The sequence below is a fragment of the Rhodococcus sp. AZ1 genome, assembly GCF_054979605.1.
In genome coordinates, this window is sequence record NZ_JBUEQF010000002.1 from 399,547 (window position 1) to 422,423 (window position 22,877).

At 68.6% G+C, this 22,877-nt stretch carries 20 protein-coding genes and 1 pseudogene; 11 read left to right on the forward strand and 10 right to left on the reverse strand.

Annotated features, from left to right (window positions below; genetic code table 11):
• Nucleotides 1-165 precede the first annotated feature (165 nt).
• Nucleotides 166-807 carry a pyridoxamine 5'-phosphate oxidase gene (gene pdxH / locus ACY48E_RS04255; protein WP_462870900.1) on the forward strand — a complete coding sequence of 214 codons (642 nt, stop codon included), beginning with the start codon at nucleotides 166-168 and terminating at the stop codon, nucleotides 805-807.
• Nucleotides 804-2,075, forward strand: a complete 1,272-nt coding sequence (locus ACY48E_RS04260; RefSeq protein WP_462870847.1) for an MFS transporter — start codon at nucleotides 804-806, stop codon at nucleotides 2,073-2,075. Before pdxH ends, ACY48E_RS04260 begins: the two co-directional genes overlap by 4 nt.
• A 21-nt stretch (nucleotides 2,076-2,096) precedes the next feature.
• On the opposite strand, the gene ACY48E_RS04265 is transcribed toward ACY48E_RS04260, so the two are convergent.
• Nucleotides 2,097-2,864 carry a lysostaphin resistance A-like protein gene (locus ACY48E_RS04265; RefSeq protein WP_462870848.1) on the reverse strand — a complete coding sequence of 256 codons (768 nt, stop codon included), beginning with the start codon at nucleotides 2,862-2,864 and terminating at the stop codon, nucleotides 2,097-2,099.
• Nucleotides 2,865-2,944: 80 nt separating this feature from the next.
• On the opposite strand from ACY48E_RS04265, the gene ACY48E_RS04270 reads away from it, so the two are divergent.
• From ACY48E_RS04270 to ACY48E_RS04280, 3 genes are all read left to right on the forward strand, one after another.
• The gene (locus ACY48E_RS04270) at nucleotides 2,945-3,865 is read left to right on the forward strand and encodes an aldose 1-epimerase family protein (RefSeq protein WP_462870849.1); all 921 of its coding nucleotides are present in this window, start codon (nucleotides 2,945-2,947) and stop codon (nucleotides 3,863-3,865) included.
• Entirely contained in the window at nucleotides 3,862-4,827 is a 966-nt protein-coding gene (locus ACY48E_RS04275) for a carbohydrate kinase family protein (RefSeq protein WP_462870850.1), read from the forward strand. The genes ACY48E_RS04270 and ACY48E_RS04275 overlap by 4 nt, the downstream gene beginning before the upstream one ends.
• Before the next feature lie 62 nt (nucleotides 4,828-4,889).
• On the forward strand, nucleotides 4,890-6,188 hold the full coding sequence (locus ACY48E_RS04280; protein ID WP_462870851.1) for a citrate synthase: 1,299 nt from the start codon (nucleotides 4,890-4,892) through the stop codon (nucleotides 6,186-6,188).
• A gap of 98 nt (nucleotides 6,189-6,286) precedes the next feature.
• On the opposite strand, the gene ACY48E_RS04285 is transcribed toward ACY48E_RS04280, so the two are convergent.
• Complete coding sequence (locus tag ACY48E_RS04285) at nucleotides 6,287-7,066, reverse strand: carbon-nitrogen hydrolase family protein (protein ID WP_462870852.1); 780 nt, start codon at nucleotides 7,064-7,066, stop codon at nucleotides 6,287-6,289.
• A gap of 146 nt (nucleotides 7,067-7,212) precedes the next feature.
• On the opposite strand from ACY48E_RS04285, the gene ACY48E_RS04290 reads away from it, so the two are divergent.
• Nucleotides 7,213-7,572: an FKBP-type peptidyl-prolyl cis-trans isomerase gene (locus ACY48E_RS04290; RefSeq protein WP_462870853.1), complete on the forward strand. Its 360-nt coding sequence runs from the start codon at nucleotides 7,213-7,215 to the stop codon at nucleotides 7,570-7,572.
• Here ACY48E_RS04290 and ACY48E_RS04295 read toward each other — a convergent pair.
• Together ACY48E_RS04295 and ACY48E_RS04300 are read right to left on the reverse strand one after the other, a co-directional pair.
• Entirely contained in the window at nucleotides 7,559-8,929 is a 1,371-nt protein-coding gene (locus ACY48E_RS04295; protein WP_462870854.1) for a HAMP domain-containing sensor histidine kinase, read from the reverse strand. The genes ACY48E_RS04290 and ACY48E_RS04295 overlap by 14 nt on opposite strands.
• Nucleotides 8,926-9,636, reverse strand: a complete 711-nt coding sequence (locus ACY48E_RS04300; RefSeq protein ID WP_462870855.1) for a response regulator transcription factor — start codon at nucleotides 9,634-9,636, stop codon at nucleotides 8,926-8,928. Before ACY48E_RS04300 ends, ACY48E_RS04295 begins: the two co-directional genes overlap by 4 nt.
• 148 nt (nucleotides 9,637-9,784) lie before the next feature.
• Between ACY48E_RS04300 and ACY48E_RS04305 the strand changes: the two genes are divergently transcribed.
• Both ACY48E_RS04305 and ACY48E_RS04310 read left to right on the forward strand, forming a co-directional pair.
• Complete coding sequence (locus ACY48E_RS04305; RefSeq protein ID WP_462870856.1) at nucleotides 9,785-11,962, forward strand: glutamine synthetase III family protein; 2,178 nt, start codon at nucleotides 9,785-9,787, stop codon at nucleotides 11,960-11,962.
• Nucleotides 11,963-12,011: 49 nt separating this feature from the next.
• Complete coding sequence (locus ACY48E_RS04310) at nucleotides 12,012-13,376, forward strand: cryptochrome/photolyase family protein (RefSeq protein WP_462870857.1); 1,365 nt, start codon at nucleotides 12,012-12,014, stop codon at nucleotides 13,374-13,376.
• Here the strand turns inward: ACY48E_RS04310 and ACY48E_RS04315 are convergent.
• From ACY48E_RS04315 to ACY48E_RS04340, 6 genes and pseudogenes are all read right to left on the reverse strand, one after another.
• Nucleotides 13,369-15,262, reverse strand: a pseudogene (locus ACY48E_RS04315) (AMP-binding protein). The gene ACY48E_RS04310 and the pseudogene ACY48E_RS04315 sit on opposite strands and share 8 nt — an antisense overlap.
• A gap of 78 nt (nucleotides 15,263-15,340) precedes the next feature.
• The gene (locus ACY48E_RS04320) at nucleotides 15,341-16,555 is read right to left on the reverse strand and encodes an ABC transporter permease (RefSeq protein WP_462870858.1); all 1,215 of its coding nucleotides are present in this window, start codon (nucleotides 16,553-16,555) and stop codon (nucleotides 15,341-15,343) included.
• A complete protein-coding gene (locus ACY48E_RS04325; protein WP_462870859.1) occupies nucleotides 16,552-17,442 on the reverse strand; it encodes an ABC transporter ATP-binding protein in 891 nt (296 codons plus the stop codon). The genes ACY48E_RS04320 and ACY48E_RS04325 overlap by 4 nt, the downstream gene beginning before the upstream one ends.
• A gap of 55 nt (nucleotides 17,443-17,497) precedes the next feature.
• Nucleotides 17,498-18,031: a hypothetical protein gene (locus tag ACY48E_RS04330; protein WP_462870860.1), complete on the reverse strand. Its 534-nt coding sequence runs from the start codon at nucleotides 18,029-18,031 to the stop codon at nucleotides 17,498-17,500.
• Entirely contained in the window at nucleotides 18,028-18,306 is a 279-nt protein-coding gene (locus tag ACY48E_RS04335) for a helix-turn-helix transcriptional regulator (protein ID WP_462870861.1), read from the reverse strand. Before ACY48E_RS04335 ends, ACY48E_RS04330 begins: the two co-directional genes overlap by 4 nt.
• Before the next feature lie 66 nt (nucleotides 18,307-18,372).
• Nucleotides 18,373-20,040, reverse strand: a complete 1,668-nt coding sequence (locus ACY48E_RS04340; RefSeq protein ID WP_462870862.1) for an ABC-F family ATP-binding cassette domain-containing protein — start codon at nucleotides 20,038-20,040, stop codon at nucleotides 18,373-18,375.
• Between the two features lie 61 nt (nucleotides 20,041-20,101).
• Between ACY48E_RS04340 and ACY48E_RS04345 the strand changes: the two genes are divergently transcribed.
• From ACY48E_RS04345 to ACY48E_RS04355, 3 genes are all read left to right on the forward strand, one after another.
• A complete protein-coding gene (locus tag ACY48E_RS04345) occupies nucleotides 20,102-20,941 on the forward strand; it encodes an aldo/keto reductase (protein ID WP_462870863.1) in 840 nt (279 codons plus the stop codon).
• Nucleotides 20,942-21,008: 67 nt separating this feature from the next.
• A complete protein-coding gene (locus tag ACY48E_RS04350) occupies nucleotides 21,009-21,740 on the forward strand; it encodes an enoyl-CoA hydratase (protein ID WP_462870864.1) in 732 nt (243 codons plus the stop codon).
• Nucleotides 21,733-22,860, forward strand: a complete 1,128-nt coding sequence (locus ACY48E_RS04355; RefSeq protein WP_462870865.1) for an MBL fold metallo-hydrolase — start codon at nucleotides 21,733-21,735, stop codon at nucleotides 22,858-22,860. The genes ACY48E_RS04350 and ACY48E_RS04355 overlap by 8 nt, the downstream gene beginning before the upstream one ends.
• The last annotated feature ends 17 nt before the right edge of the window (nucleotides 22,861-22,877 follow it).

A 22,877-nucleotide genomic window follows, 5' to 3' on the forward strand; every position in this document is an offset into this window, starting at 1 on the left:
CGCTGATCGGACCCCAGTCCTGCGGCCCACACGTTAGTCCCGTCCCCGGTGCGAACCGTCGGCGGATACTCGAGAGTAGCGTCGAGGGTCGTGACGCCCACGAACAGTCCCGATGTGCCCGGTTCCGGCGAGCGGGACGCCGCCGAGCTCCCGAGCCTGGCGCACATGCGCGAGAGCTACGGTGGCGACCGCGTCGCCGACATCCCGAGCCTCGATCTCGACGACCTCTCCGACGGCTGGCTGCCGGTGATGCGTTCCTGGCTGGCGCACGCGGTGGCGGCGAGGATCCCGGAACCGAACGCGATGGTGCTCGCCACCGTCGACGGCGCCGGGGTCCCTGCCACCCGCACGGTGCTGTGCAAGGGCCTCGACACCGGCGGGGTGACGTTCTACACCAACTACGGCTCGGCCAAGGGGCAGGACCTGGCGGCGCGACCTGTCGCGTCGGCGACGTTCCCGTGGATCGGGATCGAACGTCAGGTGACCTTTCGAGGCCGGGTGGTGCGCGTCGATCCGGCGGTGACGCAGCAGTATTGGGACACGCGCCCGCGTGGATCGCAGCTCGGCGCGTGGGCGTCGGCTCAGTCGCAGGTCCTTGCCGACCGCGCGCAGCTGGAACGGCAGCTGGCCGAGGTCACGGCGCGGTTCGACGGTCAGCCGATCCCGGTGCCACCACACTGGGGTGGCCTGCGGATCGAGCCGATGTCGGTGGAGTTCTGGCAGGGTTGGCAGAACCGGCTGCACAACCGGATACGGGTGGACATCGCAGCCGACGGGTCCCGAACCCTGATTCGCCTGCAGCCGTGAGCCCCCGCATTCTCGCGGACACCACCCCGCTCCAGAACCTGGCCTTCCGGCGTCTCTGGGTGTCCGGCATCGTCACGGTGATCGGCGCTCAGTTGAGCATCGTCGCTGTGCCGCAACAGATCTACGCGATCACCCAGAGTTCGGCCTATGTCGGTCTGGCCGGTGTGTTCGCGCTCGTCCCGCTCATCGTCTTCGGACTCTACGGCGGTGCGCTGGCCGATGTGATGGACCGTCGCACGCTGTTGCTGATCAGCACGTCGGGCATCGGATCGACGTCACTGCTGCTGTGGGCTCAAGCCTTCGCCGGCCTGAACAACGTGTGGGTGGTGCTCGCGCTGCTGTCGCTGCAGCAGGCGTTCTTCGCCGTCAACTCGCCCACCCGTAACGCCATCATTCCCAGACTTCTCCCGCCGCAACAGCTCCCGGCGGCGAACTCGCTCAACATGACCGTGTTCAACATCGGGGCCATCGCCGGTCCGCTGCTGGCGGGAGTGCTGATCAAGCCGCTGGGTCTGTCCACGCTCTACCTGCTGGACACGGTGTTCCTGCTCGCGACGCTGTGGGCGGTGTATGCGCTCCCGGCCATGCCCCCTGCCGGGCAGACGCGACGGGCGAGCCTGCGCGATGTTCTGGACGGGTTCGTCTACCTCGCCACTCAGAAGGTGCTGCTGGCGTCGTTCGTCGTCGACATCATCGCCATGGTCTTCGGCATGCCGCGCGCACTGTTCCCGCAGATCGCGCACGAGACGTTCGGCGACCCGCTCGACGGCGGACCGATCCTCGGGATGCTGTTCGCCGCGCTGGCCGCCGGGGCGGTGCTCGGTGGCGTGTTCTCGGGCTGGCTCCCGCGTGTTCAGCGGCAGGGTGCGGCGGTGATCGCAGCCATCGCCGTGTGGGGCGCGGCGATGACCGGGTTCGGGATCTGTGTCGCGGTCGCCGTGGTCGGGCGCGCGTCGTGGGCCCTGTACGCGGCCCTGGCGTTCCTGGCGATCGGCGGTGCGGCGGACATGGTTTCCGCGGCCTTCCGCAGTTCGATGCTCCAGACCGTCGCCACCGACGAGATGCGGGGACGCCTGCAGGGGGTGTTCACCGTGGTCGTCGCCGGCGGTCCGCGTCTGGGCGATGTGGCTCACGGTGCTGCGGCGGCCGCGGTGGGAACCGCCGCAGCCGCGGCCGGCGGTGGGGTTCTGGTGATCGTGTTGGTGCTGGCCGCCGCGTTGGCCTTCCCGGCCTTCACGCGGTACCGACTGCGGCCCGTCGAGTCGTAGAGCGCCTGGTGGTTGTGGCCGTCAGTGCACGGTCAGGTGCCATACCGCGAGGGCGGCCAGTGCGCCGGCCCCGTTGAGGGCCCAGTGCAGGCCGATGGGGGCGAGGATGCTGCGGCCGCGGTGTCGCAGCCAGGTGAAGACGAACCCGGCGAGTGTGGTTCCGGCGACGGCACCGCAGATCCCGACGATCTGCCCGAACGCACCGCTGCCGAGCACGCTCGAGAAGCCGGCGTTGCCGGAGGTCAACCCCAGCGACGACGCCACGTGCCACAGCCCGAACAGCACCGATCCCACGATCGCTACGCCGCGAATGCCGAACCGCCGCGACAGCTTGGCGTGCAGTACGCCGCGGAAGGCGAGTTCCTCGGGAACCACGGTCTGGAGCGGGATGATCACCAGCGCGGCGAACAGGGTGGCCCCGACGTTCACCCCGTAACGCTCGTTGAGGAACGCGCTCTGGGTGAAGGGGATCGACGCCGCGATGGCCACCACCAGCAGCGTCACCGCGGCCGCGGCGGCGCCGTGTTTGGCGCCCCGGCCGAGGTGGCTCAGACCCAGATCGCTCCAGTGCAGTCCGCGCCAGCGCGCGAAGGCCAGCAGGATCAGGGCGCCCATCGGAACCGCGGCGACCGCGAGCGGGGTGGGGGCGAAGTTGGCGGTGATGTTGAAGACCACGAGTGCGGCAACCACGACGACGATGTCGAGAACCGTTCGGTTGAACCAGCGCGAACGTGGAGGCGGCACGGCGTCGAGCGCGGGAACAGCCTTGTTCGGTACAGCGAGCGTCACCTGTCGAACGTAGCAAGAAAGCGGTGCCGGGCGGCCGGAGTCGATCGGGGCCGGGGGCGTCGGACGGTAACCTCCATCACATGACGGGGTCGTATGAGATCGAGTTCGGCGACTACCGCGCCGACATCTCCGCCACCGGTGCAGGCCTGCGGGTACTCGAACGCTCCGGGCGAGCTCTCACCGAGACCTGGCCCGTGGGCACCCGGCCGCCGCTGGCAGCCGGACTGGTTCTGGCGCCGTGGCCCAATCGAATTCGCGACGGCCGCTACAACTTCGGTGGTGTCGAGCACCAACTCGAGATCACCGAGCCCTCCCGGTCGAACGCCAGTCACGGTCTGGTCCGGCGGCGCGACTGGACGCTGATCGAGCACAGCTCGCATCGCGTCGAGCAGTCCATCGACATCGGCGGCGAGCCGGGATGGCCGTACCCACTGCGGTTGGGCGTGGTGCACGAACTCACACCCGACGGGCTCGTCGCCGTCCACACCGCCACCAACCTCGGTGACGTCGACGCGCCCTTCGCGCTCGGGGTGCACACGTTCCTGCGCGCCGGCGACGCCCCGCTCGACACCTGCACGCTCACCGTTCCCGCCACGCTCACCGTGCCGCTGGATCCCGTGCGGCTCATCCCCGTCGGCGACCCCGTGTCGGTGATCGGCACCGACCTCGACTTCACCTCGGCCCGCTCGCTGGCCGGTGCCCAGCTCGACACCCCCCTGGGCGGCCTGCAGTCGGGCGCAGGAACCTCGAACGCGGCCGTCGCGCGGACCGTGCTGACCCCGCCCGACGGACCGCCGACCGTGCTGTGGACAGACGACGCCTTCCCGTGGGTGCAGGTGTTCATCGCCGATCCCGTCAACGATCAGGGGTACCCGGATCGCGGCCGTGCGCTGGCCGTGGAACCGATGACCGGACCGGCCGATTCTCTCAACACCGGTATCGGGCGCGTGGTGCTCGCGCCGGGTCGGACGTGGCGCGGGAGCTGGGGTATCTCGTCGTGACGATCCTTGTGTGTGGGGAGGGCCTGGTCGATCTGGTGCCGACGACGGTCGCCGGTCACGACGGGCCCCTGCTCTCGCCGCGGCTCGGTGGCGGACCGTTCAACGTGGCCGTCGCGCTCGGGCGGCTCGGCGGCGACGTGGAGTTCTTCTCCCGCATCTCCACCGATGCCTTCGGTCGGGAGCTGGTGGGCAGTCTGCACGCCGCCGGTGTGCGCACGTCGATCCTGCAGCGCAGTGACCAGCCGACCACCCTGGCTCTGACCTCGCTCGATCCCGATGGCGCAGCGGAGTACTCCTTCTACGCCGGAGGCACCGCCGACCGCCTCGTCACCGCGCCTGCCGAGCTGCCCGGTGATCTCGTGGCGGCCTCGTTCGGCACCCTGTCGCTGCTGTTCGAACCGGGCGCCACCGTCTACTCCGAGCTGCTCGCACACCTGCACGGGCTCGGTGTGACCACGATGCTCGACCCGAACATCCGCCCGGCAGCGATCGACGATCCGGATGCCTACCGCGCCCGGTTCCGCACCTGGCTGCCGTCGGTGGATGTGCTCAAGGTCTCCGTCGAGGATGCGCAGTGGCTCGCCTCCGGCGAGGTGGAGGATGCGCAGTGGCTGGCCTCCGGCGAGGTGGAAGTTGCCGTGCGGGACTGGATCGAGGCGGGGGTCACAGCCGTCGTCGTCACTCGTGGGGGTGAGGGGCTCTCGGTGGTGACCGACACTCTGAGCGTCGACCTCGCGTCGCCACCGGTCACCGTCGCGGACACCATCGGTGCAGGCGATACCGTGCACGGCGCTCTCCTGCACGATTTGTCGCGCGATGGGTCGCTGGGGCGCGCACAACTGGCCACCCTCGGCGCCGATCGGTGGCGACAGGCCCTCGAGTTCGCCGCTCGCGCCGCTGCGATCACCGTCTCCAGACCGGGCGCGGACCCTCCCTGGGCGAGCGAGCTCGAAGGCGACTAGTTTCTAGGCGAGAAGTTCGTTTCACGCCGTGCCTGCCACCTGAACGCGAGAGGGACCACTTCGTGTCCGCTGAGAACGTCGACTCGACACCCAAGGCCAAGCTCACCTACCCGGGTGGCGAGTTCGAGATGACCATCTCGACCGCCACCGAGGGCAACGACGGCATCAACCTCGGCAAGCTGCTCGCCGAGACCGGCTACACCACCCTCGACGGCGGGTTCGTCAACACCGCATCCACCAAGTCGGCCATCACCTACATCGACGGCGACGCCGGCATCCTGCGGTACCGGGGCTACCCCATCGACCAGCTGGCGGAGAAGTCGACGTTCATCGAAGTCAGCTACCTGCTCGTCTACGGCGAGCTGCCCTCGCCCGCCGAGCTCGAGGCGTTCACCGACAAGATTCGTCGCCACACCCTCCTGCACGAGGACCTCAAGCGCTTCTTCGACGGTTTCCCTCGCAACGCGCACCCCATGCCGGTGCTCTCGAGTGCGGTCAACGCACTGTCGGCGTACTACCAGGATTCGCTGGACCCCTTCGATCCCGCGCAGGTGGAGCTGTCCACCATCCGACTGCTGGCCAAGCTGCCCACCATCGCGGCGTATGCGTACAAGAAGTCGGTCGGTCAGCCGTTCCTGTACCCGGACAACTCCAAGAGCTACGTCGAGAACTTCCTGCGCATGACCTTCGGGCTGCCCGCCGAGCCCTACGAGGCCGACCCCGAGGTGGTCGCCGCACTCGACATGCTGCTGATCCTGCACGCCGATCACGAGCAGAACTGCTCCACCTCCACCGTGCGTCTGGTGGGGTCGTCGGACGCCAACCTCTTCACCTCCATCTCCGGCGGCATCAACGCCCTGTGGGGGCCGCTGCACGGTGGCGCCAACCAGGCGGTCCTCGAGATGCTCGACGGCATCAAGGCCGCCGGCGGCGACGGCAAGGATTTCGTCCGCAAGGTCAAGAACAAGGAGGACGGGGTCAAGCTCATGGGCTTCGGCCACCGCGTCTACAAGAACTACGACCCCCGCGCGGCGATCGTGAAGAAGACCGCACACACCATCCTCTCCAAGCTCGGCAGCAACGACGAACTGCTCACCATCGCCATGCAGCTCGAGGAAGCAGCACTGACCGACGAGTACTTCATCGAGCGCAAGCTCTACCCGAACGTCGACTTCTACACGGGTCTGATCTACCGGGCGATGGGCTTCCCGACCCGCATGTTCACCGTTCTCTTCGCCCTCGGTCGCCTGCCCGGCTGGATCGCTCACTGGCGCGAGATGCACGAGGACCCGACCGCCAAGATCGGCCGCCCCCGTCAGATCTACACCGGCCACACCGAGCGCCCCTACCCCTCCACCTAGGCCCCCGACCGCCGTCGATGGCCCTCGATTCCGTACCCAATGTCACATTGGGTCATCCCAGATGACCCAATGTGACATTGGGTACGGTCTGCCGTGGGTCAGAACCGGCGGTTGAGGAGGACGGGGAGGGTGGTGCGGGTTGCGGTGACGGTCGCGAGGTCGAGCTCGTGCACCAGCAGTCCCGGGGCGTCGGTCAATGAGTCCAGGACGGTGCCGTCGGGGCCGACGATCATCGAGTGACCCACGCCGAGCGGGGCCGAGCCGGCTGCAGCGGGCCCGGGGTCGGCCTGGTCGCAGGCGGCGATGATGCACGTGGAGTCGAGTGCGCGCGCTCGGGCAAGCAGGGTCCACTGATCGACCTTGCCCGGCCCGCGTCCCCACGAGGCGGGTACCGCGATCACCCGGGCTCCGGCGTCCGCGAGGGCGGTGAACAGACCCGGGAATCGGATGTCGTAACACGTGGCGAGTCCGACGCCGACGCCGTCGACATCGATCACCACCGGCTCCGAACCCGGTGCCACGGTGACGGATTCGGTGAATCCGAACGCGTCGAAAAGGTGGATCTTGTCGTAGGTCGCCGACACCCCCGCCCCGGTCACGAGCAGCGTGTTGCGTACGCGCCCGTCGTCGCCGGGGGTGAACATGCCGACGACGACGGTCATGCCGTCGGGCACCAGTGCGCGGACGGCGTCGGCCCAGGGACCGTCGGTGGGCTCGGCGAGGTCGACGACGGGTCCGGCGAAGTTGGCCATCGTGGCTTCGGGGAAGACGAGCAGACGCACACCTCGCTGCGCCGCCTCGGCGATGGCGGCCGCGACGAGCGCGAGGTTCGCCGCCGGGTCGCGGGTGGAGCAGATCTGGGCGAGCCCGATTCTCACGTCCGTCGTCCTCCTGCTCGGTGGCCATGCCTACCCTGTCGGTGCCCCCGCCGACCCTGTCGGTGCCCAACTATAGGGTTCGAGGATCACCGACGGTTCGGTCGTCGATATCCGCACGACCGACGCACAGCAGGAGGAGAAGCCACGTGAGCAAGCCCGAGATCGAGTTCCAGGACGGTCCCGCCCCCACCGAGTTGACCATCGCCGACATCACGGTCGGCGACGGGGCCGAGGCGGTGCCCGGTGGAACGGTCGAGGTGCACTACGTGGGTGTGGAGTTCGACAGTGGCGAGGAGTTCGACTCGTCGTGGGGGCGGGGCGAGTCGATCACATTCCCGCTGCAGGGGCTGATCCAGGGCTGGCAGGACGGCATTCCGGGCATGAAGGTCGGTGGACGCCGCCAGCTGACCATCCCGCCGCATCTGGCGTACGGTCCGGCCGGGTCGGGTCACCCGCTGTCGGGCAAGACCCTGGTCTTCGTGATCGACCTCCTCAGCGCGCGCTGACCCCGCGCAGGTGCAGCACCAGGCGGGCTCCGCCCCCTGTGCTGTCCTCGAAATGGGCTGTGCCGCCGTGTAGTTCGGCCTGCTGAGCTACCAGGGCCAGGCCCAGTCCGGAGCCTCTGGTGGCGGCGTTCGCGCCGCGTTCGAAGCGCCCGAAAACACGTGTGCGGTCGGCCTCGGGTACGCCGGAGCCGTTGTCGTCCACCGTGATCACCACGTCGGTGCCGTCGCCGGCGATCCCGATCGTCGCGGTGTCGGCCCCGCCGTGGTGCACGGCGTTGGCGAGGGCGTTGTCCAGGGCCAGGCGCACTCCGGTGGGATGAACCCGGGCGACGACGGGGCCATCCGCGTCCACCAGTACGCGTAGGTCCGGGTAGTGACGCACGGCGTCCTGAGCAGCAATGTCGGCGATGTCGGTGAGGTCGGTGGCGATGCGATCGTCGTCGCGGCTCAGCTCGCCCGAGGCCAGGCGTTCCAGCGCCGAAAGAGTGGCCTCGACGCGCCCCTGAGTGCGGTCGAGGTCGGCGAGGATCTCCTGTCGCTGCCGGTCGTCGAGGTCGAGCGTGCGCAGCACCTCGATGTCGGTGCGCATGGCGGTCAGAGGGGTGCGCAGCTCGTGCGCCGAGACGGCGGCGAAGTCGCGGGCGGTGTCGAGGGCGGCCTCGGTGCGGCTGCGGGCCTCGGAGAGTCGTTCGAGCATGCCACCGACGGCTGCGGCGAGTTCGTCGGCCTCACGCACACCGGTGTCCGTGTTCGGTGCGACGGGAGGTTGTGCGCCCACCTGCTGGGTCAGTCGGGTCAGTGGGCGGACCGCTCGACCACCGAACACCCAGCCCAACGCGGCGGCCGCGGTGACGGCGATGATGCCGCCGAGCACCACCGACCGTTGCTGGGAACTGCTGACGTCGCGGGCCTCGGCCAGCGGTACGGCGATCGAGACCACCACGGTCGGGTCGTCCGGCACCACGGCGGTGAACACGCGGAAGTCCACCCCCGCGAGGTTGGTGGTGGCCGACCCGAGCGGCAGTTCGGGGATCTCCGGCCGTGTGGTGGCGCGCACTCGATTCTGATCGCGGATGGTCACCCCGAAGGCGCGGGACTCGGAGAGGCTGCCCAGGAACATCTCGAAGGTCGGCGCGCGGGCCACCACGACCTCCGAGGCGATCTCAAGTCGTCGGTCGAGTTGGAAGAGGTTGTTGCGCGAGATCGCGAGGGCCACGTACACCCCGATCGCCGTGACGATCACCAGGGCGCCCAGCGCAGCCGCGGCAGCCACCCGCACCCGCAGCGACACCGGGCGCACCCGCAGTGACACCGGGCGCATCCGCAGGAGAGCCGACCCCCTGCGGCCGGATCTCACGAGTTCACCCGCAGCACGAAGCCGACGCCGCGCACGGTGTGCAGCAGGCGCGCGGTGCCGTCGGACTCCATCTTGCGACGCAGGTAGCCCACGAACACGTCGACGACGTTGGTGTCGGCGACGAAGTCGTATCCCCACACGAGGTCGAGCAGCCGCTCGCGGCTGAGCACCACTCCGGCGTTGCGGGCGAGCACCGTGAGCAGTTCGAACTCGCGTTTGGTCAGCTCCAGCTCACGTCCGCCGATCGTGGCGCGGTGACCGTCGGCGTCGACCAGCAGAGGGCCGACCCGCAGCTGCGCGGTGGTGGGTTCGGTGGGGGCGGCGGCGGTGGCCGCGCGACGACGCAGCATCGCGTTGATCCGGGCGATCAGCTCGGCGAGGACGAAGGGTTTGGTCAGGTAGTCGTCGGCGCCGGATTCGAGGCCGGCAATTCGGTCGTCGACGGAGCTGCGGGCGCTCAGCACGCACACCGGGGTCTCGTTGCCGCTCGCCCGCAGTGCGGTCACCACCCCGTTGCCGTCGATCACGGGCATGTTCATGTCGAGAACGATCACGTCGGGAACGTCCTGGCCGACGACGGTCAGGGCCTGCGCGCCGTCGACGGCGGTCAGCACCGTGAACCCGGACAGTCGCAGCCCGCGTTCGATGGATGCCAGAACGTCGGGATCGTCGTCGACGACGAGGACGGTGGCTCGTTTGTCCTGCACACGGTCATTCTGCCCGGTTCGCAACGGTCACAGCTACGTAACACTCCCGCCACGGGTGCTTCGTAGAGTCGCCCGCGTCGGGGTCCGCAAAACCGTTGCGGATCGGAAGAGTTCGACATCGGAAAGCTCGCGAGGAGTAGAAGAGAACATGAGTGGTAACGCAGCCCGGTTGCAGGCGATCGTCAATGTCGAGGGCTACGTGCCGCCGAAGTTCGACTTCTCGGTGTCGGAGACCCCGAGCGACTTCTACGGCGACAACGTCTTCAGCAAGGTCGTCATGCAGAAGCGACTGCCCAAGTCGGTCTTCAAGTCCGTGATCGCGACCATCGAGAACGGCAAGAAGCTCGACCCGCTCGTCGCCGACGCCGTGGCCTCGGCCATGAAGGACTGGGCACTCGAGAAGGGCGCCACCCACTACGCGCACGTGTTCTACCCGCTGACCGGCCTCACCGCGGAGAAGCACGACAGCTTCTTCGACCCCACCGGGGAGGGAACGGCGCTGGCGGAGTTCGCCGGGAAGACACTCATCCAGGGCGAGCCCGACGCGTCGAGCTTCCCCAACGGTGGCCTGCGCAACACGTTCGAGGCGCGCGGCTACACCGGCTGGGACGTCACCAGTCCCGCCTACGTGCTCGAGAACCCCAACGGCAACACCCTGTGCATCCCGACGGTGTTCGTGTCCATGACCGGCGAGGCGCTCGACCACAAGACCCCGCTGCTGCGCAGCCAGCAGGCGATGGGCACGCACGCCGCCCGCATCCTCGAGCTCTTCGGGCACGAGAAGCCGGGCAACATCGTCTCCTTCTGCGGTCCCGAGCAGGAGTACTTCCTGGTGGACCGGCACTTCTTCCTCGCCCGTCCGGACCTGCTCAATGCCGGGCGCACCCTGTTCGGCGCGAAGCCGCCCAAGGGGCAGGAGTTCGACGATCACTACTTCGGCGCCATCCCCGAGCGCGTGCTGGGCTTCATGATGGATACCGAGCGGGAGCTGTTCAAGCTCGGTATTCCGGCCAAGACCCGGCACAACGAGGTGGCCCCCGGCCAGTTCGAGATCGCGCCGATGTTCGAGATGAGCAACATCGCCGCCGATCACCAGCAGTTGCTGATGACCACCTTCAAGGCCATCGCCAAGAAGCACGGCATGGAGTGTCTGTTCCACGAGAAGCCGTTCGCCGGTGTCAACGGCTCGGGTAAGCACGTGAACTTCTCTCTCGGCAACGCCGAACTCGGCAGCCTGCTCGTCCCGGGCGACAGCCCGCACGAGAACGCGCAGTTCCTGGTGTTCTGCGCCGCTGTCATTCGCGCGGTGCACAGGTACGGGGGTCTGTTGCGCGCCTCGGTGGCCTCGGCCACCAACGATCACCGCCTCGGCGCCAACGAGGCCCCGCCCGCGATCATCTCGATCTTCCTGGGCGATCAGCTGGCGGAGATCTTCGACCAGATCGCCAAGGGTGCGGCCACCTCCTCGCGCGGCAAGGGTTCGATGATGATCGGCGTGGACACCCTCCCGGTGCTGCCCACCGATCCCGGCGACCGCAACCGCACCAGCCCCTTCGCCTTCACGGGCAACCGCTTCGAGTTCCGCGCGCCGGGTTCGATGCAGACGGTCAACGTGCCGATGGTGGTGATCAACACGATCATGGCGGACTCGCTGGACTTCATCGCCGGCCAACTCGAGGCTGCCGTCGCGGGCGGAACCGCCTTCGACACCGCGGTGCAGAACCTGCTCACCGACATCATCACCGAGCACGGCGCCGTGGTGTTCAACGGTGACGGCTACTCGGCGGAGTGGCCCATCGAGGCGCAGTCGCGCGGGCTCAAGAACCTCAAGACCACGGTCGACGCTCTGCCGGAACTGATCTCGCCCGAGGCGCTCGAGTTGTTCGAGAAGTACGGGGTGTTCAACAACCGCGAAATGCACTCGCGCTACGAGGTCGGTCTCGAGCAGTACATCCTCACGATCGGTGTCGAGGCCAACATCACCCTCGAGGTCGGCAGCACCTCGATCCTGCCCGCAGCGGTGCGCTACCAGACGGAGTTGGCGCAGAACGTCACCGCCCTGAAGGCGGCGGGGATCGACGCCGACACCGCCGACCTTGAGGCGGTCACCGCACAGGTGACGGCGTTGCGTGCGGGGCTGGCGAGCCTGACCGCGGCGATCGCGCACGAGCACGTCGAGGACTCCCTCGCCAACGCTCAGCACGCCAAGGATGCGGTGCTGCCGGCGATGGAGGCCGTCCGCACGGCCTCGGATGCGCTCGAGGCGCTGGTGGCCGACGATCTGTGGCCGCTGCCCACCTACCAGGAGATGCTCTACATCCTCTGACCCGCCGCATCTGCCGGTCCCCGGTGTAGGGCCCTGCCATGATGGGGTCATGACCGACACCCCCGCCGTCCTGTGGTTCCGTCGCGATCTTCGTGTCGGTGACCATCCCGCCCTCGGCCTCGCCGCCGAGCAGGGCGACGGGGTTGTCGGGCTGTTCGTCCTGGACGAGAAGCTGCTCGGCCCATCCGGGGCCGTCCGGCGGGATGTGCTGTACCGCAACCTCGCTGCCCTCGACGCTCAGCTCGACGGCCGACTGATGGTGGTCCGCGGTGATCCCGTCGAGGCGGTTCCGGCCGTCGTCGACGCCGTCGGTGCCGCCTCGGTGCACATCAGCGCCGACTACGGCCCGTACGGGCGTACCCGCGACGCGGCAGTGGCGCAGGCCCTCGGTGAGGTGCCGCTGATCGCCACCGGGTCGCCCTACGCAGTGGCCCCCGGACGCATCACCAAGGACGACGGGGAAGGCCTGAAGGTGTTCACGCCCTTCTACCGACGCTGGCTCGAGCACGGGTGGCGGGCACCGGCGGACACCTCCGCCGAGACCGCGCGCTGGATCGACCCCGACGATGTGCGGTGGGGTCCGGCGCGGGTGGCGATCCCCTCGGAGCCGACCGGCGCACGCGTCGCGGCGGGCGAGCTCGCGGCGCTAGAGCAGTGGAAAAACTTCTACGACAGCCGAATTCGTGATTACGACGACGAGCGCAACCGCCCCGACCTGGACACCACCAGCCGGATGTCGGTGCACCTGAAGTACGGCACGGTGCATCCGCGAACGCTGCTCGCCGACATCGGGCGCAATGCGACGCCGTCCGCGGGGGCGCAGTCGTATCGGCGTGAGCTGTGCTTCCGCGACTTCTACGCCGAGATCCTGCATCGTCGACCCGACAGTGCGCGCGAGAACTACATTGCCAAGTTCGACGCCATCGAGCACGACACCGGCCCGTCCGTCGACGTGGCATTCCGCGCCTGGTGCGAGGGGCGAACCGGCTATCCGATCGTCGATGCCGGTATGCGGCAACTGAACTCGGAGAACTGGATGCACAACCGCGTGCGGATGATCGTGGCCTCGTTCCTGGTCAAGGATCTGCACATCCCGTGGTGGCGGGGCGCGCGGTACTTCATGGACAAGCTCGTCGACGGTGATCTGTCGTCGAACTCCCACGGTTGGCAGTGGACCGCGGGAACGGGCACCGACGCCTCGCCGTACTTCCGCATCTTCAACCCCACCACGCAGGGGGAGAAGTTCGATCCCACGGGGGATTACGTGCGCCGCTGGGTGCCCGAACTGCGCTCGGTGCCCGGCAAGGCGGTGCACGCGCTGAAGACCGGGCGGCCGGAGCAGTACCCCGATCCGATCGTCGACCATGCGCACGAGCGGCAGGTCTCGCTCGACCGGTTCGCGAAGATCAAGTAGTGCGGTCCCGCAGCAGCTGCTCGAGGGCGTCGAGTACGGCGACGTCCTCGATGGTCGACGGGATCACCACCTCCTCACCGTCGACGATCTGTCGCATGGTCTTGCGCAGGATCTTCCCCGAGCGCGTCTTGGGCAGACCGGCGACCACGGTCACGTCGCGGAAGGTGGCGACGGGACCGATCTGGTCGCGGACCATGCCGATCAGGTCGGCGCGCAGGGTGTCGTCGTCGATCTCGACCCCGGACTTGAGCACCACGTAGCCGCTGGGGCGCTGGCCCTTGAGATCGTCGTGGATGCCGATGACGGCGCACTCGGCCACCGCCGGGTGCGTGGCCACCACCGCTTCGATGCTGCCGGTGGACAGTCGGTGCCCGGCCACGTTGATCACGTCGTCCGTGCGCCCGAGCACGGTGACGTACCCGTCGGCGTCGACGATCCCGGAGTCGCCCGTGAGGTAGTGGCCGGGAAATGCCGTGAGGTACGACGCGACGTACCGCTCGTCGTCACGCCACAGACCGGCCAATGTCCCCGGGGGGCAGGGGTAGTTCGACGACGATGTTGCCCTCGGTGCCCGGTGGTTGCGGCGCGCCCGCGGCATCGACGATGCGGACACCGAATCCCGGGCACGGCACGGACGTCGATCCTGCCTTCAGTGGCATCGGCTCGAGGCCGCGCAGGTTCGCGCAGATCGCCCAGCCGGTCTCGGTTTGCCACCAGTGATCGACCACGGGGCGGCCCAGTACCCGGCCCGCCCACTCGTAGGTGTCGGGATCGAGACGCTCACCGGCCACGAACAGCGTTGTCAGAGAGGAGATGTCGTAGTTCTCCAGCAGCGCGGCGTCGGGATCGACCTTGCGGATCGCCCGCAGGGCCGTCGGGGCGGTGAAGAGGGCGCGCACGCCGTGCTGTTCGATCACGCGCCAGAACGTGCCGGCGTCCGGGGTGCCCACGGGCTTGCCCTCATACATCACCGTGGTGGCGCCGGCGATGAGCGGGCCGTAGACGATGTACGAGTGCCCCACCACCCAGCCCACGTCCGAGGCGGCCCACATCACCTGGTCGGGGCCCACGTCGTAGATGTTGCGCATCGACCACGCCAGCGCCACGGCGTGGCCGCCGTTGTCGCGCACCACGCCCTTCGGCTTACCCGTCGTCCCTGAGGTGTAGAGCACGTACAGCGGGTCGGTGGCCGAAACGCTGACCGGTGCAACGGGTTCCGCCGCCGCAACCTCGGCGTCCCAGTCGAGCCATCCCGTCGGGGCGGCGCCGGGTATCTCGTCGCGGTGCTTGACCACCACGGTCGACGGCGATGCCGTGGACATCTCGATCGCCGCCTCGACGAGCGGCAGGTACTCCACCACGCGGCCGGGTTCGAGGCCGCCGGTGGCGGTGAGAACGGCCACCGGCTCGGCGTCGTCGATACGCGCGGCGAGTTCCTTGGCGGCGAACCCGCCGAACACCACCGAGTGCACGGCGCCGATGCGTGCGCACGCGAGCATCGCGATCGCGGCCTCGGCGATCATCGGCATGTACACGATCACGCGGTCGCCGGTGCGTACGCCACGGGCGGTGAGAACCCCGGCGAAGCGCGCGACGGCGTCGAGCAGTTCGGCGTAGGTGTAGGTGGTGACGGTGCCGGTCATGGCCGAGTCGTGCACCAGCGCGGCGCGATCGCCGTGCCCCGCCGCGACGTGACGATCCAGGGCGTTGTGGCAGGTGTTCAGCCGCGCCCCGGGGAACCAGCGATAGAGCGGCGGGGCCGAGTCGTCGAGCGCCGTGGTGGGCGCTACATCCCAGTCCACGGCCTCGGCGGCACTGAGCCAGAAGGTGTTCGGATCCTGTGCGGCAGCGTCGAAGGCCGCCCGATATGCCCCGGTCTCGGTCATGGTTGGCACTGTAATCCGCCCGCGAGCAGCAGTTGCCGGTGTCGTGGAAAATCCGTGCGCTCGCGGGGTCGGGAGGGGTCAGCGGGCGGTGAGGGCCTGCTTCCAGGAGATGGAGGACCCGATCCGCAGGATGGAGCGCTGGTAGACGCGGGCGCTGAGGGCGGCGAGCGCCACCGTTGCCACCAGCATGAGAATCGCGGTGCCCACGATCTGATACACCGGGGCGACGCCGGAGGCGATGCGCAGCGGCATCAGGATGGCCGAGAACGGCGGCACCCAGCTGAGCGTCTCGGACAACGTGCCGCGAACATCTCCGATCACGCTGAATGCGCTGAAGTACATGAGCATGATCACCAGCAGAATCGGCATGGTGGTGGAGTTGACGTCCTCCTGCCGCGAGACCAGTGAGCCGCCCGCGGCGTAGAGCACCGCGAAGAAGGCGAATCCCAGGATGAACCACCCGAGCGTGCTCGCGAACACCCCGATCGCGGCGCCGGTGACGGTCAGTACCCCCGTGCCGATACCCGCTGCCAGCCCGGCGCCGCCGTAGAACACCAGCTGAACCAGCCCGACGGCTCCGATACCGAGGATCTTGCCCCACAGCAGATGCAGCGGCTTGACCGTCGAGAGCAGAAGCTCGACCACGCGCGAGGACTTCTCCTCCACCACACCCATCGCCACGTAGGTGCCGAAGGCGAGGATCTGACCGAACAGCAGAAGCGCCGCCGCGAAGGAGAGAGCCGTGCGTTGGCCGGCCTCCGGATCGGGGGGATCGATGGCGTCGACGGTGACCACGGCGGCGGAGGCAGCGGCGGCCACGTCACCGGGATCGACGCCGCGTTCGGTCAGCGCCCGGTTCTGTGCGGCCGACGACACCGCGGCGTCGAGTACCGAGCGCAGCGCCGGGCCGATCTCGGAATCGGTTATGGCCGTTGCGGATCCGTTCGGCGAGGTGACGAGCGCGACGTCGAGGTCGCCCGCCGACACCTGCGACCGTGCCTGCTCGGCGGAGGCGATCTCGCGCACCTCGACCGGTGATCCGACGCGGTCGCCGAGGGCGGTGATCGACGACGACAGTGCCTGGTCGCCCACCAGTCCGACCGTCGATCGGTCCGGTTCGTTCCCGCCCGAGAACAGCGAGTAGGCGATGATCCCGCCGACGATCACCAGCACCACGAGCGCGTTGGAGACGATGAAGCTCTTCTTGCGAACCTGAACGACGAACTCGCGCTTGGCGATCAAACCGATCGCGCGGGTGGGGGTCAGGCGGTTCGACGATTCGGTGGTGCTCATGCGACAACCTCTCGGTACAGGTCGGTCAGGGACGGGGTTACCACGGTGAACTCGTGCACCGGCCCGGTGGCCAGCGCGGCAGCGAGAACGGCCTGATCGTCGGAGCCGGGTTCGAGTTGCAGCGTGGTGCGATCGCCGCGGTGCTCGATCACCGTGACGTCGTGCAGGTTCGACGCCCACCCGACGGGTGCGCCGGGTGCGACCACCGCGAGCCGCGCAGGGGCAGATCCGCGCAGTTCGTCGACGGTGCCGACGGCCTTCATGGATCCGCCGACGAGGATCCCGACGCGATCGCACAGTCGCTGCACCAGCTCGAGCTGGTGGCTCGAGAACAGCACCGGTACCCCGGCGGCCGACTTCTCCTGCAGCACAGTGCTCATCACGTCCACGGCGACGGGATCGAGTCCGGAGAACGGTTCGTCGAGAACCAGGACGTCGGGATCGTGGACCAGCGCGGCGGCCAACTGCACGCGTTGCTGATTGCCCAGGCTCAGCGAGTCGACGGTGTCGTTCACCCGGTCGGCGATGCCGAGTCGGTCCGTCCAACGCCCCACGGCCTCGCGGGCGTGTGCGGTCGACAATCCGTGCAGCTGGGCAAGGTACGTCAACTGCGCTCCGACCTTCATCTTCGGGTAGAGGCCGCGCTCCTCGGGCATGTATCCGAAGCGGCGGCGCACGTCGAGGTCGATCGGTCGGCCGTCGAGGCGCACCTGCCCGGCGTCGGGGGTGAGCATGCCGAGGATGATGCGCATGGTGGTGGTCTTGCCGGCGCCGTTGCTGCCGACGAAGCCGAACATCTCGCCGGGCCGCACGTCGAAGCTGACGCCGTCGAGCGCAACCTTCCCACCGTAGCGCTTGTGGATCGAGTCGATGGTCAGGTTGGTCATGAGATTCCTCGTCGGTGAGCGGTGCCGTGCGGGTCGGGAGACGGTGCTGTGCGGGTCAGGAGACGGGGTCGGGATCGGCGTCCGGAGTGCTCCAGCCGAGGATCATGGCCGGGCTGCAGCTACCGAGGAGCAGGGCGCCGAGCACCAGTTGGCCGCAGCCGATCGTGAAGTCGCGGTCGGTGTCGAGAAGAATCGGGAGGTACACCGTCACGATGGCGGCGGGTGCGACCAGGGCGCCGGTGATGGTGAGCCCGATCGATCGGGCGAGGTTGCGGCGCTGCAACTCCCACTCGTCGAGGCTGTCCTGCGGGGCGTCGCCGACCCGTGCGGTGACGATCTGCAGCATCGTCCAGGCCGGTAGGAACACCAGCCCGACGAGCAGGAGTAGCGCACTGAATTCCCCGTCGATCATGGTGAGAACCGAGATCGCCAGCCACAGCGCCAGCGCCGTCAGGATGGTGACGACGAGTACCCGGCGGCGGCGCTGGGTGCGCCATGTCGGCAACCACGAGCTGGTCCGGTTCTGGTTCTCGATGAAGCGGCGGGTGCGGTAGTCCTGGTAGCGGTCGAGCAGTGTGGATTCGGTCATGACTGGCCTTTCTCGGCGGATCGGTAGACCTCGGCGGATAGGGGGGTGAACTCGGTGCGCGAGAACACCGCTTCGATGGGCAGCGCGAACACGTCGCAGATGCGCATCGCGAGGTCGAGGCTCGGATAGTGGTCCCCGCGTTCGAGGGCGCCGACGGTCTGTGGATTGACCTCGACTGCCTCGGCAAGCTGAGCACGGGTCATGCGTCGCTCGGCCCGCAGGACGGCGATGCGGTTGTGGATAGGGAGGGTGTCCCCACGTCGTACCGGACTCATGCATCAAAGTGTTGTAAAAACCCAATGCATTGTCAAGATGTCAGCACAAATTGGTTCGACGAGTACTCAGCTGAGCGACTCGGTGAGCACCCCGTTCTCGAGCGCCCACCGGCGGGTGCTGCGGACGGAGTCGAGCATGCGTCGATCGTGGGTGACCAGCAGCAGGGTGCCGTCGAAGGAGTCCAGGGCCGACTCCACCTGCTCGATGGCCGGCAGGTCGAGGTGGTTGGTGGGTTCGTCGAGCACCAGCAGGTTCACCCCGCGCGCCTGGAGCAGGGCCAGCGCGGCGCGGGTGCGTTCACCCGGCGACAGTGCGGTGGACGGGCGCAGAGCGTTGTCGCCGCGGAGACCGAACTTGGCGAGCACGGTGCGCACGTCGGCTTGCGTCCAGTCGGGCACCTCGGCGGCGAACGCCTCGGCGATCGAGGCCGAACCGACGAAAGCGGCACGTGCCTGGTCGATCTCGCCGATCGCGACACCGGAGCCGAGCATCGCCGAACCACTCGTGGGCTGCACGCGCCCCAGGATCACCGAGAGCAGCGTGGACTTGCCCGAGCCGTTGGGGCCGGTGACGAGAATGCGATCGCCGGCGTCGATCTGTGTGGTCACCGGGCCGAGCGTGAACGAACCTCGTTCGACCACAACACTGTTCAACGCCGAGACCACCGAACCCCCGCGCGGCGCCGCGGCGATCTCCATGCGCAGCTCCCATTCCTTGCGGGGTTCGGCCACCACGTCGAGGCGTTCGATGCGGCGCTGGGTCTGGCGCGCCTTGGCGGCCTGCTTCTCGGTGGACTCGGCGCGGAACTTGCGACCGATCTTGTCGTTGTCCGTGGACTTGCGACGCGCGTTGCGCACACCGTGTTCGAGCCAATTGCGTTGCATCCGTATGCGATCCTCGAGCTCGGCCTTGGTATCGGCGAACTGCTCGTACTCCTGCCGCGCGTGTCGACGAGCCACCTCACGTTCGACGAGATACGCCTCGTACCCGCCGTCGTACACGGCGATCTGCTGCTGCGCGAGATCGAGTTCGACGATGCCGGTGACCGTGCGGGCGAGAAATTCTCGGTCGTGGCTGACGAGCATCAACGCGCATTCGGTCTCGACCACGAAGCGTTCCAACCGCTCGAGTCCGGCGAGGTCGAGGTCGTTGGTCGGTTCGTCGAGCAGCAGCACGTCGTACCGCGAGAGCAGCACCGCAGCGAGGCCGGCTCGCGCGGCCTGCCCACCCGAGAGCGCGGACATCTGCAGGTCCACACCCACCTCGAACCCGAGGTCGGCCAGCACCACGTGCATGCGTTCGGTCAGATCCGCGCCGCCGAGGGCGAGCCAGCGCTCGAGTGCGGGTGTGTACGCATCCTGCGAACCCCCGTCCTGGACGACGCCGTCGGCCAGGGCTTGCGCGGCGGCGTTCATCGCGGCCTCCGCGGCCGCGACGCCCGTGCGCCTGGCCAGGAACTCGGCAACAGATTCGGTGCCACCCTCGCCGGGGCCGCGCCCGATCTCCTGCGTCAGGTAGCCGATGGTCGCATCGGGGGGTGTCACGGCGACGGTGCCGGTGCTCTCCGCGGTGCTCTCGCCCGCGACGAGTGAGAGCAGCGTCGATTTGCCCGCGCCGTTGGCCCCCACGAGCCCGATCACGTCCCCGGGAGAGACGGTGAGGTTCAGGCCCGTGAACAGAGTGCGGTCCCCGCGGTGCGCGCCGAGGTCGGATAGTCGCAGGACAGCCGTCATGGGATCCAAGTATCGCTGCCCCCGAGGAACAATCCCGCGTCCGCTCGACGTTGGCAGCTACATGGCTGAACTAACGACTTCCCCCGCGACCGCCCTCAACGACGGCACCACCATCCCGCAGCTCGGCTTCGGGGTGTGGCAGATCCCGGATGATCAGGCCTTCGACGCCGTGTCCACCGCGCTGCAGGTCGGCTACCGCCACATCGACACCGCCCGCATCTACGGCAACGAGACCGGCGTCGGCCGCGCGGTCGCCGAGTCGGGCATCGCCCGCGAGGACATCTACATCACCACCAAGCTGTGGAACGACGACCAGGGGTACGACTCGACCCTCGCGGCCTTCGACGCCAGCATGGAGCGGCTGGGGCTGGACTACCTCGATCTGTACCTCATCCACTGGCAGCAGCTCGACCGCGGCAAGTGGCTCGACACCTGGAAGGCGTTCCAGCAGATCAAGAAGGACGGACGCGTTCGGTCGATCGGCGTCTCCAACTTCACCGCCCCCACCCTCGAGAAGCTGATCGCCGAGTCCGGTGAGGTGCCCGTGCTCAATCAGGTCGAGTTGCACCCGCGCCTGCAGCAGGTCGAGCTCCGCGCCTTCCACGCCCAGCACGGCATCGCCACTCAGGCGTGGAGCCCGCTCGGACAGGGCACCCTGCTCGACCACGAGGTGCTCACCGACATCGCCGCCGCCCACTCCGCCAGCGCCGCGCAGGTGGTCATCCGGTGGCACCTGCAGCTGGGCAACATCGTGATCCCGAAGTCGGCGACGCCGTCGCGTATCGCGTCGAACTTCGACGTCTTCTCCTTCACGCTCTCCGACGGCGAGATGGCCGCCATCGCGGCCCTCGATGCCGCCGACGGGCGGGTCGGCCCCCACCCCGACGAGTTCTCGAGCTGACCGCGCTGTCGGGCGGACCGTATTCTCGAGCTGACAGCACAGCTGCGAGGAAAGCAGGATCGGGTCGATGACCATCGGGAAGAGCAGGGACGGCGACGTTCTCACCATCGAGTTCCAGCGACCGGAGCGGCGCAACGCGCTCACCTCGGAGGTCTGCGACGCTGTGCGCTCTGCCGTCGTCGCCGCGCCCGACGAGGGCGTGCGCGCCATCGTCATCACCGGGCAGGGGAGCAGTTTCTGCGCCGGCGCGGACCTGACGGGCGGGGTGAGTTCGCCGTTCATCGACGCGCTGACCGGCATGCACAAGTCGGTGCTCGGCTCACCCCTGCCGGTGATAGCCGCGGTGAACGGCCCGGCCGTGGGCGCAGGTGTGCAGGTGGCCATCGCCGCCGATCTGCGGGTGGTCGCGCCGCAGGCACACTTCGCGATCCCGGCGGCCAAGCTGGGCGTGGGACTCGACGCGTGGACGGTGCGGCGTCTGAGCGCGGTGGCCGGCGGCGGTATCGCCCGGTCGATCCTGCTCGCGGCCGCCAAGATCGACGCCGATCGGGCTCTCGCGTGTGGGTTGGCCAGTGAGATCGGTGATCTGGCTGCTGCGCAGCAGTACGCCCACGCCATCGCGGGCCTGGCACCGCTGACCCTGGCGCATCTGAAGATGGTTCTCAACGACGACGGTGCGCTCAACCCGCAGTCCGAGGAGCAGCAGGCCGCTCACGACGCCGCGTGGGCCAGCAAGGATCTGCTCGAGGCGTACACCGCCCGAACGGAGAAGCGGCAGCCGGTTTTTCGCGGTGAGTAACCGTCGTGGTCCCGCGCCCCTCGCCGGCGCACTGACGGCCGCAGCGGTCGGTGCCGGGTGGGTGGCGCGCGCCGCGTGGAACCTGCCGTCGGAGCTGGGTGCCTCGCGCGATCGCATCGCACCGGTGGCGCAGGCGTCACCGAACTACGCGGGCGGGCGATTCCGCAACACCCTGCCCAGCTCGCCGCTGACCACCCCGACCCCGGGTTTGATGGTCGAGGCCGTGACCAAGTTGCGAGCCGGTCGGCCCGGTGGGGTGATCCCGCTGGCCACCCCGCTCGCCCCGGCGCAGGCAGCGGAGTGCGCCGTCACCTGGTACGGCCACTCCTCGGCGGTGGTGGAGGTGGACGGGCATCGCGTCCTCACCGACCCGGTGTGGAGCGAACGGGTCTCGCCGTCGCAGATCGTGGGGCCGGCCCGTCTGCATCCGGTGCCCGCCCCGCTGCGCACGCTACCCACGGTCGACGCCGTTGTGATCTCCCACGATCACTACGACCACCTCGACCGCGCCACCATCCGAGATCTGACAGAGCATCAGAGCATGCCGTTCGTGGTGCCGCTCGGTGTGGGGGAGCACCTGCGGATGTGGGGCGTTCCGGACGCCCGCATCGTGGAGTTGGACTGGAACGACTCCACCATCGTGGGCGAGCTGGAGATCACCTGCACCGAGGCTCGGCACTTCTCGGGCCGGAGCCTTGTTCGCGACACCACCCTGTGGGCGTCGTGGACCATCACCGGGCCGTCGCATCGAGTGTTCTTCGGCGGCGACACCGGGTACACCCCGGCGTTCGCCGACATCGGCGATGCCCACGGGCCGTTCGATCTGACGTTGTTGCCGGTGGGGGCGTACAACGAGCAGTGGCGTGACATCCACATGGATCCGGAGGAGGCGGTGCGCACGCACATCGATCTCCAAGGTGGGGTGGGTGATCGCGGGGTGGTGGTGCCGATTCACTGGGCCACGTTCAACCTGGCCCTGCACCCGTGGGCAGAACCGGCGGAGCGGTTGACCACCGAGGCCGGGCGGCGAGGGGTGAGCACCACCGTGCCGAAGCCGGGTCAGCGAGTCGATGTCACCATGCCGGTGGATGAGCCCGCGCGATGGTGGCGGTCGATCTAGCGTGCCGTGACTACTCT

Bases quoted from the DNA above. Each gene is read 5' to 3' on its own strand.
- pdxH (WP_462870900.1), top strand. From the start codon at position 166: ATGCGCGAGAGCTACGGTGGCGACCGCGTCGCCGACATCCCGAGCCTC.
- ACY48E_RS04270 (WP_462870849.1), top strand. From the start codon at position 2,945: ATGACGGGGTCGTATGAGATCGAGTTCGGCGACTACCGCGCCGACATC.
- ACY48E_RS04305 (WP_462870856.1), top strand. From the start codon at position 9,785: ATGAGTGGTAACGCAGCCCGGTTGCAGGCGATCGTCAATGTCGAGGGC.
- ACY48E_RS04310 (WP_462870857.1), top strand. From the start codon at position 12,012: ATGACCGACACCCCCGCCGTCCTGTGGTTCCGTCGCGATCTTCGTGTC.
- ACY48E_RS04320 (WP_462870858.1), bottom strand. From the start codon at position 16,555: ATGAGCACCACCGAATCGTCGAACCGCCTGACCCCCACCCGCGCGATC.
- ACY48E_RS04325 (WP_462870859.1), bottom strand. From the start codon at position 17,442: ATGACCAACCTGACCATCGACTCGATCCACAAGCGCTACGGTGGGAAG.
- ACY48E_RS04330 (WP_462870860.1), bottom strand. From the start codon at position 18,031: ATGACCGAATCCACACTGCTCGACCGCTACCAGGACTACCGCACCCGC.
- ACY48E_RS04335 (WP_462870861.1), bottom strand. From the start codon at position 18,306: ATGAGTCCGGTACGACGTGGGGACACCCTCCCTATCCACAACCGCATC.
- ACY48E_RS04340 (WP_462870862.1), bottom strand. From the start codon at position 20,040: ATGACGGCTGTCCTGCGACTATCCGACCTCGGCGCGCACCGCGGGGAC.
- ACY48E_RS04345 (WP_462870863.1), top strand. From the start codon at position 20,102: ATGGCTGAACTAACGACTTCCCCCGCGACCGCCCTCAACGACGGCACC.
- ACY48E_RS04350 (WP_462870864.1), top strand. From the start codon at position 21,009: ATGACCATCGGGAAGAGCAGGGACGGCGACGTTCTCACCATCGAGTTC.